General features: G+C 39.6%; 17 protein-coding genes and 1 tRNA gene. 1 reads left to right on the forward strand and 17 read right to left on the reverse strand.

Annotated elements, in window-relative coordinates:
* Positions 1-73 precede the first annotated feature (73 nt).
* From VBD025_RS03615 to spoIIE, 3 genes are all read right to left on the reverse strand, one after another.
* A complete protein-coding gene (locus VBD025_RS03615) occupies positions 74-997 on the reverse strand; it encodes a protein kinase domain-containing protein (RefSeq protein ID WP_430789357.1) in 924 nt (307 codons plus the stop codon).
* Positions 963-1700 (reverse strand): VWA domain-containing protein, encoded by a 738-nt coding sequence (locus tag VBD025_RS03620; RefSeq protein WP_430789359.1) that lies wholly within the window; start codon positions 1698-1700, stop codon positions 963-965. Before VBD025_RS03620 ends, VBD025_RS03615 begins: the two co-directional genes overlap by 35 nt.
* A gap of 93 nt (positions 1701-1793) precedes the next feature.
* Positions 1794-4247: a stage II sporulation protein E gene (spoIIE, locus tag VBD025_RS03625; protein WP_430789361.1), complete on the reverse strand. Its 2454-nt coding sequence runs from the start codon at positions 4245-4247 to the stop codon at positions 1794-1796.
* 337 nt (positions 4248-4584) lie between these two features.
* Here spoIIE and VBD025_RS03630 point away from each other — a divergent pair.
* Positions 4585-4658 (forward strand) — tRNA-Met (locus VBD025_RS03630).
* Positions 4659-4928: 270 nt separating this feature from the next.
* On the opposite strand, the gene VBD025_RS03635 is transcribed toward VBD025_RS03630, so the two are convergent.
* The 14 genes from VBD025_RS03635 to VBD025_RS03700 all read right to left on the reverse strand — a co-directional run bounded on the left by VBD025_RS03635 (position 4929) and on the right by VBD025_RS03700 (position 17805).
* Positions 4929-5096 carry a hypothetical protein gene (locus VBD025_RS03635; protein WP_430789363.1) on the reverse strand — a complete coding sequence of 56 codons (168 nt, stop codon included), beginning with the start codon at positions 5094-5096 and terminating at the stop codon, positions 4929-4931.
* A gap of 106 nt (positions 5097-5202) precedes the next feature.
* Complete coding sequence (locus tag VBD025_RS03640; RefSeq protein WP_430789365.1) at positions 5203-5586, reverse strand: S1 domain-containing RNA-binding protein; 384 nt, start codon at positions 5584-5586, stop codon at positions 5203-5205.
* 75 nt (positions 5587-5661) lie between these two features.
* On the reverse strand, positions 5662-6042 hold the full coding sequence (locus VBD025_RS03645) for an FtsB family cell division protein (RefSeq protein WP_430789367.1): 381 nt from the start codon (positions 6040-6042) through the stop codon (positions 5662-5664).
* A 6-nt stretch (positions 6043-6048) separates the two neighbouring features.
* Positions 6049-6636 carry a spore cortex biosynthesis protein YabQ gene (gene yabQ / locus VBD025_RS03650; RefSeq protein WP_430789369.1) on the reverse strand — a complete coding sequence of 196 codons (588 nt, stop codon included), beginning with the start codon at positions 6634-6636 and terminating at the stop codon, positions 6049-6051.
* An 8-nt stretch (positions 6637-6644) separates the two neighbouring features.
* Positions 6645-6944, reverse strand: a complete 300-nt coding sequence (yabP, locus tag VBD025_RS03655; protein ID WP_430789371.1) for a sporulation protein YabP — start codon at positions 6942-6944, stop codon at positions 6645-6647.
* A gap of 82 nt (positions 6945-7026) precedes the next feature.
* The gene (locus tag VBD025_RS03660) at positions 7027-7299 is read right to left on the reverse strand and encodes a hypothetical protein (RefSeq protein ID WP_430789373.1); all 273 of its coding nucleotides are present in this window, start codon (positions 7297-7299) and stop codon (positions 7027-7029) included.
* Positions 7300-7427: 128 nt separating this feature from the next.
* Entirely contained in the window at positions 7428-7685 is a 258-nt protein-coding gene (locus VBD025_RS03665) for an RNA-binding S4 domain-containing protein (RefSeq protein WP_430789375.1), read from the reverse strand.
* A gap of 5 nt (positions 7686-7690) precedes the next feature.
* Positions 7691-9139, reverse strand: coding sequence for a nucleoside triphosphate pyrophosphohydrolase (mazG, locus tag VBD025_RS03670; protein WP_430789377.1), 1449 nt, complete (start codon positions 9137-9139; stop codon positions 7691-7693).
* Complete coding sequence (locus VBD025_RS03675) at positions 9132-10724, reverse strand: putative polysaccharide biosynthesis protein (protein WP_430789379.1); 1593 nt, start codon at positions 10722-10724, stop codon at positions 9132-9134. The genes mazG and VBD025_RS03675 overlap by 8 nt, the downstream gene beginning before the upstream one ends.
* A gap of 124 nt (positions 10725-10848) precedes the next feature.
* A complete protein-coding gene (gene spoVT / locus VBD025_RS03680; protein WP_430789381.1) occupies positions 10849-11385 on the reverse strand; it encodes a stage V sporulation protein T in 537 nt (178 codons plus the stop codon).
* 204 nt (positions 11386-11589) lie between these two features.
* Positions 11590-15114, reverse strand: coding sequence for a transcription-repair coupling factor (gene mfd, locus VBD025_RS03685; protein ID WP_430789383.1), 3525 nt, complete (start codon positions 15112-15114; stop codon positions 11590-11592).
* Positions 15115-15251: 137 nt separating this feature from the next.
* Positions 15252-15482, reverse strand: a complete 231-nt coding sequence (locus VBD025_RS03690) for an anti-sigma-F factor Fin (protein WP_430789385.1) — start codon at positions 15480-15482, stop codon at positions 15252-15254.
* Positions 15483-16469: 987 nt separating this feature from the next.
* The gene (pth, locus tag VBD025_RS03695) at positions 16470-17027 is read right to left on the reverse strand and encodes an aminoacyl-tRNA hydrolase (protein ID WP_430789387.1); all 558 of its coding nucleotides are present in this window, start codon (positions 17025-17027) and stop codon (positions 16470-16472) included.
* A gap of 124 nt (positions 17028-17151) precedes the next feature.
* Positions 17152-17805, reverse strand: coding sequence for a 50S ribosomal protein L25/general stress protein Ctc (locus tag VBD025_RS03700; RefSeq protein ID WP_430789389.1), 654 nt, complete (start codon positions 17803-17805; stop codon positions 17152-17154).
* Between the last annotated feature and the right edge of the window lie 28 nt (positions 17806-17833).

A 17833-nucleotide genomic window follows, 5' to 3' on the forward strand; every position in this document is an offset into this window, starting at 1 on the left:
CATCCTTCATTTCAGAATAATATGGAACTCCTATATCCTATCATACCTTTTTATTTAGATGAAAGAAGATAACTTATGGCAATAGTACAGAAACAATATAATAGAACAGTGCAATTAACGATATGCCCGTAGATTCCACCAAAATAGACGCTTTCTGTTTTTGACTTTTTCGTGACAATTGCTGTTTGGGCTGATTAATAATTCGTTCTACATCCCTTTTCATTTCCATACTAGTTTGATATTTTCCTTGAATCGCTTTTGCAAAGCAAGGTAAATAAGGTTTTAATGGGGCTGCGTTCTTTATTCTGGCTAGTATGGCTGCTTCAGAATTGCTGCTTCGTTCGAATTGTTTTGGGTAGTAAACCTTTAAAAAAACCATTACCAGCGCAAATAAGTCGTAACTTGGTTCCGCACGCCTACTACCTATACCCCAATACCCGCGATCATAAAACTCCGTGTATTCCTTAATAGCGCGACCAATTTGTGTTGTTCCCCCAACATCTATAAAGCGCACCTTCACGGGTGAGTTTAGAATCAGTAAATTCTCTTCCTTCAAATCACCAAATACCCATCCTGCTTTATGAAGTTCTGCTAAATCGTCAAGCAGTTGCAGCAAAAATACACTAATCCAGTTACTGCCATTCTGTGTAATGAACGCTGATAACGATTGTCCGTGCAGATATTCCATAACATAGAATGAAAAGGTCTGGCCACGCGGCGTGACCCAATCATCAACATCAACTAAATAAGGCCCAAGAGTAGTACCTTGGACCTTTTGTAAGGACTTTAGAACATTGACCTCCATTGTCATGGACGTACTTTTATCGCTAATTTTAAGTGCAACATGCTTTCCGCCAGTTTCACACAGATAGACGGTCCCGATAGCTCCGCTTCCCAGCTGCTTTAATACAACATAGTGCTTTCCATGCCACTTCCCGGAAATATGTGTTCCGCGTTTAATTTCAGTTCCATGCTTCGAATGGTGGCTCATCTTCATCGTTAAAGCTCCTTAACAAGCTCTTTTTACCGAATTGGTACATTGCTTCTCGTAACGCTGGTCCCGTCGGGGTGATCCCCCCACTTGTAAGTTTAGGGAAAATAGCAGATATAGAATCTAGCCTTGGTGACCAATCCAGTATTTGTTTTATATCTTTTCGTCGATCAGGGAAAGTAAACACGCAATATCGGTTTCGGCCAATTCGAGCGTTTAGACTAATGGATAAATCAATCAACGCTTCTTTTACGGTCGGCAGCTTATCGTTCATACTGGCACTTGTATCGACCAATATCAGCACTTCCAAATCACACGTTTCTCCTAACTCTTCGACAACTTCCATAATTTCTCCGCGTTTCTCAGGTTCCAGGTCATCCATTGATTGATTCGGACCAAGTATTTGCTGCAGTTCCTGATTCACAAATCCTTGCAACGTCTGCGTCATAGCTTGTTTTGTCACCATTTGAACTGTTTGTGACAAGGATTGTTTGTACACGATCTGACTGACGCCACCACCTGATAATGCAACTTCCTCGACTTCTTCTAATCCCTCAGGCTGTTCTGACTGGTCATCCTCCATTATTCCAATGACATTTACCGTAATACCCTGCTTGTGAGCAAGTGCGGACACAGAAGCTGGGTCCTCCCCTTTATTGGAGCAGCCATCTGTGATTAATAAAATTTGTTTTAACGTTCCTTTTTTCATGAAATCCACCTCCAACTCGTTCCTCACCATCATCGCCAAAAACCTTAAATAGTATACGGAGGCGGTTACGTTATTTCTTACATAATTAATCCCTTACTGAGCATGCTTATGACTAGCTGGAATAGCGGCCCACTGCGGGGAATGTTTTTTTATTTTTGCTACCATCACTGTCATATCATCAGCAATTTCTCCAGACCTGGTTCGGATAACTTCTTCCAGCAGCAAGTCCGCGACTTCTTGTGGGTCCGTTGTTTTCATTTCACGAATCTTGCGTTTTAGCCACATGTCCACGTTTTCTACATGTTTTGGTCCTTCGAAAATGCCATCACTCATCATAATCAGCAGATCATCTGCCATTAACTGCTCTTTGACTATATCGACATCAAATTCCTGAATAATTCCCATCGGCAAGTTGCTGGCTTCAATTTTGATCATTTCATCTCTTCGTTTTATAAAGCTTGGAGTGGATCCTATTTTCAAGAATCGAACCCCTGCATTGTGCAGATTAATCACTGCCAGATCAAGCGTTGCAAACATTTCATCAGTTGATCGAAGTGAAAGAATGGAATTAATGGATTTGATTGCTACTTTTTCAGGAATTCCTGTCTGCAGGATCTGTTGCAGTAGACGGAGCGTTTCAACGCTTTCTTCATGGGCGCGTTCGCCATTTCCCATTCCATCACTAATGGCCATCGCATACTTTCCAGTCCCAAGCTCCATCGTTGTATAACTGTCTCCGGATATAACGCCTCCCCCTTTTGCCGCATGAGAGACACCCGTTTCAACTACATACTCCTTGGCAGATCCAAAAACGATGAAACAGCTGCCATTTGGAAATGGCGAGATATCTTCCTGCTTCACTACAATTGATTCATTCAAAATGTCGGAGAGCATAGGAGCAATCAGTTTTGCACCTTCACCCCGGTACTCATATAAATTAACCATCATCTCGATATCGATATTCCCTTTATCCAAATTAAAAACATCCAATTTTTCTATTTCTATTCCCATATTGTCGAGTCCCTGAATAATCTGCATTTCTTGTTTTTCATGGTGATGACGCTCTTTTAGGATTTCTTTTGCAAAATCATCCATTACCTCCGAGACCCCTTGCAGCTGTTCAGCAACGAAACGTTTACTTTCGGATACTTGCTTCTGTAATCGTTTATTCGCCTCAAAAACAGTCATCTCTTCTTTCATAACGTCCATTACTTTTTTTGACTTAACACAATGGTTCTCAAAAGCTCGTACATCGCTAGGAGTTGGTTCACGCTCATCAACCAGATCATTTTTTATAGCCTCCATTAACGAATAGGATTTATCAAACTCCTGCTGCCAGCATCTATTTTTCATAAAGCAGCCCTGGCAGGTTCTTTCCGTCACCTGACTCAGAAAATAATCAGTCTCCCGTTTATCGTCTGCTTCTTTTTCAGATGCAGTGTATTCAACCGTTTGAAAGCTTTTCGAGAGTGCTTCGAAAACATCAGAAAACTGTTCCACTCGCTTAGCAGTAACATTCCGCACCTTTTGCAGATACTGTTCCTGTTCATTCGTATATTCCTCTGTACCAGGAATATACCTGGACAGCCGTTTAATCCAACTGGCAGGTGTGATAAAAAATAATAAAATAGCTGCAGACGATTCCACAATAGAAGGAAGTAAATTTGTAGCATCGCCATAAATCCCTACTAAAAAGGTTCCTACCAGCAGACCGATACTGACCCCCATTTTCCTCCCTTCTTTTAATAAACCGCCAAGCAATCCAGAAAATGCAAGCAGACTCATTTGATAAAGATTTGCGACATTTGCAAGTGACAATATTAAGCCAGCTACTACCCCAACCGTTGAACCAACAGCAGCACCACCAACAAATGAAAGCATTAAGACAAAGTACCTGGAAAAAATTTGTTCAAGCGACGCATCGTAAATATCCCACCCGATTGTTCCGGTTAATATAGAGGCAAGTAAGATAATCATACAAACTATTTCTTCATTTTTTAACGTGGGTTTATATTTTTTTGGTGATAATAACGGTATGCTCTGCATAAATATTAATACGAGTACCGCACCTAATATCCCTTCAACTGACAGAAGCATCCATTCATACGAGGATAGCTGGTCAGTAATCGAGTAAAGCATAAGCCGGGGTGAAACCGTAGCGAGAAAAACAAACAGCAGGATAGCTACATGCTGGTTTTTGATACGCTTGAACAATCCAGCAAGAAAAATAAAAACGAGCATCGCAAGTAAAATAAATACCCCCTGATCAATAGAATAGCTTATAGCTCCAGCAAAGATTGCCAGCATAACTTTAGGAGCCCTTTCTTTATGTACAAGCCAGACAGTAGCTAAAAATGCTACCGAAAACGGGGATACTACAGATAAAATGACAGCTCGTCCCAATAAGAAACCAACAATGAAAAACAGCCACCCTTTGTCTATTAAGACAGATTGTGTCTTAGCGTAAAACTTTCTCCGCCATTTGCTCATAGTACCTTGTCCTGCTCCAAATGCTTTTGTGTCCACTCTTGGCATAGAATCTATCATTTCAAATCCACTCCCTCTTGGAGTAATTAAAACACAAGAGGAAATTTTATTTTGTCAAAACAACGAACAGTATTCATAAAATCGTTCGACTAACTTCTTTTTAATTTCATCCCTTTTCTACAAGAATGGGATTCAATATTCTCTCTTTTTATAAACCCGTTCTTATTTGTGTGTCGGGTATGCCGGATATTTCTAATGGAACCGGTCAATCGGTATACATCTTCCTTTCCCATCAAAATTCGATAAACAACCAGAAATAGGCAGAAAAGTAGTTTATTGAAGGTAGCCATTGACACCAGTCGCGTTGTGATGTATTATAAATTTTGTGGCTAAATTTGGCGGCGTAGCTCAGCTGGCGAGAGCGTACGGTTCATACCCGTGAGGTCGTGGGTTCGATCCCCTCCGCCGCTATATAATGTTAAAAAGGATTGAATCCCGGTTGGGGATTCAATCCTTTTTTGTATGTTTGTGTGGGTTGTGGACTGTATTTCATGGATCACGGACCGTGTTTTGTGGCTCGGACATTATTTTGCCGGATGTGGATTGTATTCCGGCTAAATCGGATTGTATTTTGCTGGTCATGGACTGTATTTCGTGGCCCGGCAGGTATTTCACCGAATGTGGACTGTATTCTGGCTGAATCGGATTGTATTTTGCCGGCCATGGACTGTATTCCGAGGATCACGGACCGTATTCCGGGCTCGGACTGTATTTCGTCGGATGTGGACTGTATTCCAGCTGAATCGGATTGTATTTCGCCGTGAGTAGACCGTATTCTGGCTGAACCGGATTGTATTTTGCTGGCCGTGGACTGTATTCCACTAGCCCCGGAACGTATTTTACCAACACAGCAAATCATCAAAAAAACAGGCACTGCCTCAATAGGCAGCACCTGTTATATATATTGATAGAGCATCTTATATATATTGATAGAGCATCTTTATATAGACAGCATTTATCCCCGCTTAGCACCCCGGCCTCCACGTTTGGTTTCTGTTTGCTTCTTTAAAGAAGCTAAACGGTCTTCCGAATCCTTTAGAAATTTGCTCATCTTTTGGTCAAATGTTTCACTGCGCTCACGAGGGTTTCGCGTGCGTACCGGCTTGTCTTTAGCCTTTTTGATTGAAAGCCCGATTTTACCATCTTTTTCAACATTAATTACCTTTACCAAAACTTCATCACCGACAGTTAAGTGTTCATTAATGTCTTTAACATAGTTATCGGCAACCTCACTAATATGAACAAGACCCGTTTTGCCTTCCCCGAGTTCTACAAATGCACCAAAATTAGTGATACCAGTTACTTTACCTTGCAGCTTGCTGCCTACTTCGATTGACATAAAAAAAATGCTCCTCCTTAAAAGTTTAAATAATATCTTACTATGTTATATTATAGCCAAGTTTATAAAAGTGTGTCAATAAGATGGCTCTTCATCGGGAAGTTTAAAAATTAATTCGCCTTCTTTTGAGAAGAAATAGTTGGTTCGAGCTATCTCTAACACATATTCTTCATTTTGCAGAAGTTGAATTTCCTCTTGAAGATCTGTTTCTTTTTTCTCAAGATTTGCCATCTTGTTCTGTAATTGTTCATATTGCTCTTCTTTTTCAGCTTTAAGTGCTCGCTGATCTACGTGGTATGTAATCATAAAGCCTACTGCGATAAGAGCTACGATAGAAAATAACACAAGACGTCGCATCAGACGTTGTTTCTTTCTCTTTTGTCTTCCTTTGTGTGCATCGTATTTTTCCATATAATCTGAACTCAATCTCGTTACCGTTTTTTTCTTTGCGTTCACAGCTCGTTACCTCCTCTTAAATTTCATATACTTCAGCCATTTCTTACATATATTCTCCATTGTACTATAAAACCCTGCTATTTTGTGTAAATAATTTTTTATTATTTCTGGAAGTATTCCATAAATTAGCAGGAATATCCACTTCACAGGGGTAAATATTATTTTTAAAACCGTAAGCAATACAAGGAAAAGCACTTGAATAATAGCTGAAATAGCAGTGAATAACAATGTGAATACAAAAACAATCGGGGTTACAAGCATCATCCGAACCCCTTTTGATATATAACGATAGATCGATAAAATAAATTTAATCAGATGTTCCAGCAACTTTTTATATGCTTCCGCAGCTAACGTCTGGTATGTCGCGAATCCTAACAAACATGCCAGGAATACGTACAATCGTAATTCTCCCGCATTTACTCGATATAGAATATAAAATAATAATAATGTTTGCAAAAACCAGAAATTGATCTCCATGAAGTAGGTAAGGAATAACGAGTTTTTCCAATGTTTAGATGCCCGCCTGAATGTATCCAGAATCATTCCCAGATAAAAGCCTCCCAGAATCATGGCGAGCATCGTCATAAACTGCACAGAGAGGATCATCTAAACAGCTTGCTAAAGAATCCCTTAGCTTTCTCCTGGTGTTGTTCATCTACATAGGAAAGCTCATAAATTTTGCCTTTTATCGAAACTAGTCCTTCACTAACATCCAAGTTTTTCAGCTGCAGATTTTGACCACGCACAATTAAAAATCCCATCACTGTTTCGAGCAGAAACTCTTCATTATCAAAGCTATCAACTTCTTTAACTCCACTGATTTCAACACTCTTACGGTTATTAATTTTAAGTGAATGTTCCAGTGTCACTTGTGGCTGTGTTTCTTTTTCATAATAATTCATAAAAATCGCCCTCCTTATCATTACAACTATATGAAAAGGAGGACAAGTATAGAACTAAATATATGGATGTAAATGGATCAGACTAATGAAGTCCATTTTGATTCTGTTTGATTTCCTGCATGTGTTGACGCGTGTTATGCAACTGTTCATACGCCTGTTGGAATTGCGGATTCTCCGTCGCCTCTGCCCCCGCTTGATTGCGGGCATCCTGCAAATCTTTTTCTACTTTCTGCAGCTGCTGGTACGCTTGCTCAAGTAAGTCAGAATCTGTTCCCTGCGCCTGTCTAACAGCCGCATCAGCCTTTTTAATTTGCTCGCTGACATGCTGTAATTGCTGATGTAAGTTTTGATGCACCTTGGTAGTCCCTCCTTTTTTATCAGATTAAAAAATATAGTGTCCCCTCGAGGGGTTTTATTATGTATTATTTTTGCGACACTAATAAAAAAACTCAGCGTTCAGCTGAGTTTTCATAAACAATCCTATTAATCAATCTTTTCTTCTTTCACAACCGTATATAGCATGGCTGCTTCGTCTTTCCGTACCACTTCTTTTAAATCGTTAATTTTAATGGTTACGAGCTTTTGACCAAACCGGATAACAAGTTCATCTTCTTTTGAAACGATAGAAGAGGCTTTTGCCTGATTGCCATTAATGGTAATTCTTCCTTGATCCGCTACTTCTTTGGCTAATGTACGTCGTTTGATTAAGCGTGATACTTTTAAAAATTTATCTAATCGCATTGTATTCACTCTTTTCCTTTAGCTTGATTCCAATAGTAATCCATTTCTTCCAGTGATGCGTCGGCTAGCTGCTTTCCTTCTTCTGTAAGTTGTTTCTCTATATACTGAAATCGGGTCATGAATTTCTGATTGGTTTGATTTAATGCTACTTCTGCATTTATTTTATAATATCTTGCTAGATTTGCAATGACAAATAGTACGTCTCCAAACTCTTTTTCCACTTCACTGCTATCTTTTTTCGTAATAGCTTCCTTCACTTCCGCTAGTTCTTCCTCTAGCTTTAGCCAGACTGATTCTGTTTCTGACCACTCAAACCCTACCTTAGCAGCTTTCTTCTGAAGTTCAGATGCTTTTGATAGTGAAGGGAAATGCGCTGGTATTCCATCTAAGTGAGACGGCCGTTCGCTTCTTTTTTCCTCTTGTTTCAATGCATCCCAGTTTTTATAAACTTCTGAAACCGTGTCTGCTTTTGTATCGGCAAATACATGCGGATGGCGGTGAATCATTTTATCTGTAATCGATTGAATAACATCGTCAACAGAAAAATATCCATCATCCTCACCGATTTGGCTGTGCAGCATAACCTGCAGCAAAATATCTCCCAATTCTTCTATAATTCCTTCATCGTCCTGGTTATCGATAGCATCGATTAACTCATAGACTTCTTCAATTGCGAATTCCCGCAGCGTTTCATGTGTTTGCACCTGGTCCCATGGGCATCCCTCTGGTCCACGCAATGTACGGATAACGTCTCGTAATCGATTAAATGTATGATTTAATTTATCCGGCGCTGCTGGCGGGACATATACGCTTGTCAGGTTTCCAACTTCCAGCGCATGATCCAACTCCTCAAGCGGTATCGTTGTAATAGATTCAGACTTGCTGCCTGCCGCTTCGACAACTTTAATTGGATAGTCTGGCGGAAGGTCTTCCAACAATGCAAGCTTTACATTAGATGCAATAAAAGCATCGTAGACCTGGCAAAAAACCAGGTGCTGCTGATGATTTAGATCACTGCGCTTAAAAGAAGTTCCGTCTACAAACTGAAAGCCTTCAATCGGATCTATTTTTAATGCAGAGAACAAATCGTCCAGATAGCTTTGGCCACCTACTATTTCAACAGGGACCGCTTCTTGCTCCAGTAAAAGCTGGACTGTTTTCTCTGCCAGCATCGGATGACCGGGAACGGTATAGACGACAGCGTGCTCATTTGCCTTTCTCAGAAGCTCTTCGACTATTTTGATATACACATCTTCAAATTGATCATTTTTTTCATAATAGTGATCAAAGGATTCAAAGCTGACCCCTTCTAGTTTCAATGACTCAATAACAGGATGATCGTTTGTTCGTGTGAAAACAGTTTGATTCTTGCTGGTTAGTTTTTTATAGATGCCTAAGGACAATTGATCGATATCACCTGCCCCAAGACCAATTATTTCGATTTTATTAGCCATCGTTCTTCCTCCCCCGTTGAAATCTAATTAGAAATGATGCAGACGGAAGCATTTGTAATTGTTTATCTGTAAATGCCCCTAATTTTAATAAAATCATCAAATATATACCAGCACCTGATAGTGCCACAAACATAACATAGACAAATAGAATAGGCCTGCCTGTGAGAAAGCTATCTGGAATGAACAGATCGATCGCCAGCAGATAGACTCCCATACAGACACCCGCTATCATTAGTGCTGGCCAGTTTAGTTGCCGGAAAAAGTTTAATTCGGGTAAATCTTTTTTTAATGCTAGAAATACGAGATAGCATAAGCAAATCAGCGCAATAACCGTTGCAAGCGCACTTCCAGTGATACCCCATAAAGGAACCAGTAATTGATTGCCAATCCACTTGATTGCTAGAGCGAGCAGTATGAAAAATGCTGTCCGCTTCATCCGATTTAGCCCATGTAATATAGATATTGCTGTAATAGCAAGTGAACAAAAGATAATAGCAAGCATTAAAATACGAAGGCTTTCCGTCCCCAGTTGATTTTGAAACAAAAGTCTGTTTACTTCCGGAAAAATAAAAATGATTCCAACGGTTGCTCCAACTGTCAGAAAAAAGGAAAACGTCAACGCACTTCCTGCAAAATGATATGTTTCCACCGGCCGATTCCTTAGCTTTTCTTTTGATAGACTTGGTATAAGCGCAAGGGCAAATGAAGATCCGAGGACGGTGCAAAGCTGGATCAATGGTTGTCCTCTATCAAAAATCCCTTTTGCTTCCATCGCCGCTGCTGGCGTCATACCGAATTCCTGTAATGATGGAATGAGTGTGAACGCATCAGCCAATTGAATGACAAGCAAAATCATATGATTAAGTGCGGCAATCAGCCCAAAGAATAAAAGCATTTTCCAGTAATATCCCCATGGAATAACGGAATAGTCGGTTGACCATGGGGCTTTTTTTATAAAAAATATGCCTAGAATAATGATTGCTGATACCGAACCGGCAATCGCAGCAAGTGCACCAGCTTGTCCAATTATATAAATGTTCCACTGATTGTTAACTAACAGGATAGCCGCCGTAATAATGATCGATACACGGATTAATTGTTCCCCAACCTGTGATAGTGCAGTTGGCCGCATTTGGTAATAGCCTTGAAAAACTCCCCGCAATAACGCAGTAAATGGAATGAATAGGAACACAAAAGCAGTTGATTGCAGCGCTTTTGTAAGATTTGGATCACCCATCCAGTCAGCAATACCAGCTGCGTTTAAATAGATACAAGCGAAAATAAATAAATGAATACACATTAAAATAATAAAGAACGGTATGTAAATATTTTTTAGTGTAATAGGTGTTCCGTTTTCACGAAATTCACTTGTCATCTTGGATATGGCCGACGGAAATCCGTACAATGCCAGGACAAGCGCCATGCCAAGAAAAGGATAGATCTGCTGGTAGATATAAAATCCCATATCACCTGTTAAATTCTGTAGTGGAATCCGGTAGCCTGCGCTCAACACTTTGCTCACGAGTCCGGCAAGTGTAAGAATTAACGCTCCTTTTACCAGATTATTTGATTCATTACCGCCCATGGATTAACGCCTTTCCCTGTGTTAGAAAGTTACTTTTTCCTATTATAGCATAGCGAAACTGGACGACATATAAAAGAAAAAGACCAGCAACGGTGGGTGCTGACCTGCTCCTTTATTTAAGTAATTATTCCATTTGTTTTGCCAGGAAGTTTGAAGCGGTTTCCATTCCCTTTTTCTCGACCTCGCTAAGTTTTTTCCCACTTCTTGCAATCATTATTACGCATCCTATTGGATCACCATTTGCTATGATAGGATTTATACAATAGGAGGATAACTCTTCTTCTTTTCCCTGTAAAATTTCAACCTGTGCATTTTCTGTTACAAATGATTGGGATCGGCTTTCAATCGCTTTTTCGATTTGTTCACCAATGTTTTTATTCAGGTAATCTTTTTTAGACTCTCCAGCAACCGCAATTATTTCATCACGGTCGGATATAAATACCGGCTGATGCAGGGAGTCGAATAACGCCTCGGCATATTCTTTTGCAAAGCTTCCTAATTCATTTATAGGTGAATATTTTTTTAGAATTACTTCTCCTTCACGATCCACGAATATCTCAAGCGGATCTCCTTCTCTAATACGCAATGTCCTTCTTATTTCTTTTGGGATAACTACTCGGCCTAAATCATCAATTCGACGCACGATTCCTGTTGCTTTCATTTTAATGTAGCCTCACTTTCCTATGATGATCATTTCTGGATTGATTTCCACTTATTAAATAAAATTTGAAGAAAACACCAGTTGTAGATTTAGTATGATACATCTTGAAAAAACTATGCATTAAAATTAATAAATTGATTTTCGGTTTCGAATGATTGATCGGCCGAGGTTTTTGAACTTCTATAACCGTTCGACACACAGAAATTATTCGTCTCGATTTACAGTAACTAATTCTTTCATAAAACGTGTTGTTATATCATACCGTTCATGTTGTTTATCTTTTGGCCACTCTATAGTAATCTTAAGCTTTTTACTATCTGTTCCAAGCTGGATGCCTCGTCCAAATTCATTTGCTAAGGTGAATAATTTCGATCCATCTATCTGCTGACTGCGGTTTTCGTCAACGAGTAATTCGATTTTCTTGTTTTTTTCAGTTATGGCTTCTACCCGTTCACTTCTTGCATGCACTTTCAATGTGGATACATCAAATAAATTTGCAACTTCTTCTGGATAATCGCCAAATCGATCAATCAGTTCTTCACGCAAATCCTCGAAATCTTCGTCTGATAACAATGTTTGGAAGCGTTTATACATATCGATTTTCTGTTTTTCATCTTTAATATAGTTGTCAGGAATGTATGCATCCACTTTTAGTGATAGCTCTGGCTCAAACGGCTGCATATCGATAACCTCTTTTCCATATTTCCGTGCGTCAATTGCATCTTTCAGCATCTGTGAGTACATGTCAAATCCTACAGAATCAATAAATCCATGCTGCTGTGCACCCAGCAAGTTACCTGCACCACGAATGGACAAATCGCGCATAGCTATTTTAAAGCCTGAACCAAGCTCCGTAAATTCCTTAATTGCTTGCAAACGTTTCTCTGCAATTTCGGTTAGAACTTTATCTTTTTTATAAGTGAAGTAAGCATATGCAATTCGGTTCGAACGTCCAACTCTCCCGCGCAACTGGTAAAGCTGGCTAAGACCCATTCGGTCCGCATCGTATACAATTAACGTGTTAACATTCGGAATATCTACTCCAGTTTCAATAATCGTTGTACTTACCAGAACATCGTATTCGCCTTCAAGGAAGCCGAACATAACATTCTCAAGCTCTGTTTCATTCATTCGACCATGAGCAATACCAATTCGCGCGTCCTCCACTAAATTACCGATTTCCCGTGCAATCGAATCAATATTTTCCACGCGGTTATATAAGAAAAATACCTGGCCGCCGCGCGACATTTCACGCTCGATAGCTTCGCGAATTAGAATCGGGTTATATTCCATAACATACGTTTGAATCGGAAACCTATTTTCTGGCGGAGTTTCAATTACGGATAAATCGCGCACTCCGAGCATCGACATATGAAGCGTTCGCGGAATTGGGGTTGCTGTCAGCGTTAAAACATCTACGTTCGTCTTCATTTGTTTTATTTTTTCTTTATGTTTTACACCAAATCGCTGTTCTTCATCGACTACTAATAAACCCAGGTCACGATATTGTACGTCCTTCGATAATAAACGATGTGTGCCGATGACAATGTCAACCATTCCGTTTTTCAGTCCAGCAGTCGTTTCTTTCAGTTGTTTACTTGTGCGGAATCTGCTTAAGAGTCCTATATTTACTGCCTGATCCTGGAATCGTTCGCGAATCGTTTCGTAGTGCTGCTGCGCAAGAATCGTTGTTGGTACGAGGATTGCTACCTGCTTGCCATCCGCAACAGCTTTAAAAGCAGCGCGTATTGCAACTTCCGTCTTCCCATATCCAACATCTCCACATAATAATCGATCCATTGGGCGTATTTTTTCCATGTCCTGCTTGATTTCTTCAATACATCTAATTTGGTCATCTGTTTCCTGATATGGAAAAGCAGCTTCAAACTCCCGTTGCATTTCTGTTTCTTCTGAAAAGGCAAATCCTTTTTGTGCTTCCCGCTCGGCGTAAAGCTTGATTAAATCGTCAGCAATATCTTCGACTGAGGATTGAACTTTCTTCTTAACTTTTGCCCATTCACTGCCACCCAATTTATACAGCTTAGGTTCTTTACCTTCCGAGCCGACAAACTTTTGAACCAAATCTATTTGATCAATTGGAACAAAAAGCTTGTCATCACTCGCATAAAGGATGAGCATGTAATCCTTATGCAATCCATTCAGCTCAAGTGTTTCAATTCCAATGTATTTACCTATTCCATGATTAGCATGAACGACGTAATCACCGATTTTTAACTCCTGATAGCTTTTAATTCGTTCTGCATTTGATATTTTTTGCCTTTTTCTAACTCGCTTTGTTTTTTTTCGGAACAATTCATTTTCAGTTATGATTACTAATTTATGCATGGGCAGTTCAATTCCACTGCTGATATTTCCAATCGCAATGGTCGGTTTACTGACTGGAAGCACTAGTTTCGAGGTTTTTCCTACATCGATATCATAGTCTGCAAAAATAGAATGTATTTTTTCCATACGCTGTTTAGTCGGAACAAGAATGACAACGGAAGCTTCACTCTTTTCCCAACGCTTTAATTCATTCTTAAATAAATGCATTTGTCCATGAAACTCCTGCATCGTTCTAGAGGATAAATTAATGATATTTTGTGGTTGTGTATTTGGGATGTGACGCATGAAAACAGACATATAAAGCCGTGGCTGATTCATGTTTTGCCAAACCTCATGCCAATCAAAAGAGAACTTGCTTTTCTGTACCATTTTGTTTGTTTCAAGCAGATTGCTGTACCACTCCGCCTCTTCCGTATCAATGTTTGTTGCAGTCTCTTGTACTCTGCTCATTTCATCAAGGATAATCAAACCATTTTTCGGAATATAATCTAGTAAACTAGCAGGTTTTTCATATAAAAAGCCAATATACTTGTACATTTCCTGAAAATGTTCCAGGTTTTTTAGTCGTTCCAGGTCATAATTTAGTGTTTGAGATAGGGTTTCTTTTGCATCGTTCTCTTTTGTCTTCTTAAGCGTATCCGCTAACGCCGCTTCAATTCGATTTGCACCAGAAAGTATATCTTCATCCGTTAACAAAAGCTCTGTTGCTGGGCCGATGGTTACTTCTTTTTTCTTATCAAGCGATCGTTGGGTTTCGGCATCGAAATATCGGATAGAATCTACTTCTTCATCAAAAAGTTCGATTCGAATTGGATGCTCTTCCGTAATGGGATAAATATCAATGATTCCACCACGACGACTAAACTCACCAGGGGTTGTCACCATTGTCTGGCGTTCATAACCCATATCTACAAGTGAGCTTAAATAATCGTCCATATGAATATCTTCTCCAAGCTTAAAGTGAAGCTGATATCTTTCCCAATAATTTGTGGGGGGCAAAATCCGCTTCAATGCTGCAACAGGAGCTATTAAAATCCCTGATTTTTTTTGGGTCCATGCTGTCAGCGCTTCAATTCGCTGACTTCTAAGTTCTGGACTGGCTATCGCAATTTCAGATGCTATTAATTCATTGACCGGATACAAGTGCACATCTCGGTTACCCATAAATTCTACTAGATCATCGTATAGTTGCTGTGCCTGAGCAAGCTGATGCGTAACCAGTAATACTGGCTTATTAGTCGACTCTTCCAGAACAGAAACAAGTAAACTTCTCGCTGACCCCGTAAGACCGGCAACCAGTTGTTCCTGCATTCCTGAGTCAATTCCATTTATTATAGACTGTATGTCGTCCTTCGATTGTAAAAACGTGTCAATACCTTTCAAAGTAAAAACCCCCAAGAATTGTGTGAAAAGTGTAGGTCCGTGATACGAAAAAATCTTCTAACTCTATTGTAGATGATCCCTGGATTATCAAGCGCAAAAATGCTTTGGTTAAAGAACCAAAGCTCTGCTTACATATTTCATTGTATAAAAAAATCAAGCTCATGATAGTGTGGATTCTGTCCAAGCGACGCCTCACAATTCTCGCAAATCGTTTTTATCTGGACATCACCATTCTGTTTGAAAAGCACCATTTCCTTTAAATCATCCGTGGACAATTTATCCAGACCTAGTGTTTCAGTATCAATGACAGGTTGGTTTATTCTTCCAACTTCATTTCCGCAATGTCTACATGAATAGACAATAGACATAAAATACCTCCTCGAATAAACATGGGGTATCCTAAAGTTTATCCGGAATATACAAAATTATACCTGTTCCGATACATAAACTAGCTTATAGCTGCTTTGAAAAACTCGGCATTCACCTCGTCTTTACTAGCGAGTGCCGAAGTTTTTTTATATCTGCATTTGCTCTAAACTTTTATACTTATAACTAATTCTCGCAGAATAAAATAAGGTGATGCTCCCAGAAATAGTTAAATATCGCCGCAATCCATTTTCTTAGTGACACAAAATCTATAAACTGCTGCGAAATAGTTGCTCTCCAAAATTTTTCCGTAGGGAAACTGAAAAAGTTACTTGCAATACGAGGTAGGTGGATCTACAATCGCATCATCGCATTCACTTCGCTTTCCGCGGGCACGGCTTCAGTCTCCTCGAGAAAACCACTCTGCGGGGCCTTCAGACTCGTGCTGTACCCACAGGAGTCTCGTGAATTCGATGATGCTAGGTTGTGTTGCAAATATAAATTTTCATCATCTACCTCTTTTTCAGCAGAGGGGTGTGCACCAATTTCATACCATCCATATTCCGACAAGTGATTTTCACAGCTGACACTCGACTCCATCGGGAGGACAGGTCATAGGTAAGTCCCCCGAGAGCACTAGTGTGTCACTGAAAAAGTGGTGGATTTTCCAAAAATATTATTTTCACTTTAACTCAGCATCTTCGAATATACGAAGACTCCTGTGGGATGTAAGAGATCGGTGAGACCCCGGAGTGCGCCTGCACGAGGAGGCTCACCACTCGCCCACGGAAAGCGTAGTATATTCGAAGATGCGATCGTAGATCCACTAAATTCATATTTCATATGACTTTTTCAGTATACTGTCAACAGTGGATATCTGGTTGCTGTGAAAATTGTATGTTACTTCGCATTTTGCATCTGATACGAAGTGTTAAGTAACATATTACAAGTCTACAATAACTAAAATTTTATAAGCGTTAGAGCTAGATCTAATTAAATTCATTCATTACTTCTACAAAAGGCTTTTCCAGCCAAGCTTCAAAGGCATCAGCAGCTTTGGTTATACTGTCAGCTACATCCTCCGATTCACTTTTTGGAAAAGTTCCAAGCACGTAATCAATTACGGCTTGCGATGTAGTAGGTCGTCCAACGCCAATTCTGATACGTTTGAATTCTTTCGTGCCTAAGTGGTTAATCGTTGATTTAATCCCGTTATGGCCACCTGGACCGCCTTTTTGACGTAAACGAATTTTACCTGTTGGAAGATCCAGATCATCATAAACCACAATCAAATCTTCAACAGCAATATCATAATACTCCATTAACGGCCGGATTGCTTCGCCTGACAAATTCATATACGTTTCAGGCTGCAGAAACAATACCTTGTGTACACCAATATGTTCAAGAGCATATTTGCCATTGAACTTCTTTTTATTTAAGTCAAATGAATGACGGCGCAACAGCTCATCAATAACCATAAATCCAATGTTATGACGGGTCTTGTGATATTTTTTACCTGGATTTCCAAGTCCAACTATACATTTCATTAGCTACTTCCTTTTCTCAAAATATACTTGCTGCATACAACAATCCCTCCTATAAGAATGCTGCTATCACATTCTGTCTCACAGGAGGGTAGATTGTATTCATATAAAGTTTATTTCATTACTATTATTTATCTTCCTTATTATCTTCTTCATCTGAATCAGATTCTGCTCCAACTAATTCTGGCTCAGCATCCTCATCTGTTTCTTCCTCTTCCAGATCTTCTAAAGTATCTGGTGGTACTACAGTTGCAATTGTTGTATCTGCATCTTCAAGGAATTCATAGTTCTTCCCTGCTGGCAAATCAGAAAGTGCAATAGTGTCACCAATTTCTAACTTAGAAACATCTACAGAGATCTCCTCTGGAATGTCACCAGGCTTCGCGCGGACTTGTAATTCATACAGTGGCTGCTGTAGAACGCCGCCATCTTTAGAACCTTGAGCTTCTCCTTCTAAATGAAGTGGTACCTCAACGTCCATTTCTTCAGCCATATTAACTACGTAGAAGTCAACATGAACAAGTTCATCTTTAATTGGATTCATTTGATAGTCATGCAACATTACATCAATAGAAGAATCATTCTCAATCTCTAACGTAATAATCGCGTTTCTACCTTCGTCACGTACGGTTTTTACTAACTCAATGCTTTCAACAGAAACTGATTTAGCCTCTTTATCTTTACCGTAGACAACACCTGGTACATGTCCACTTTCTCTGATCTTTTTTAGTGCTGAACGTTCTTTTTGATTACGAGTTTTTGCTTTTAATTTTACTGCCATTATTTTCACCCTCCATTGTTTATAAGCT

Origin of the sequence: Virgibacillus flavescens (assembly GCF_050574275.1) — a bacterium.
Taxonomy (GTDB): Bacteria; Bacillota; Bacilli; order Bacillales; family Amphibacillaceae; genus Virgibacillus_F; species Virgibacillus_F flavescens.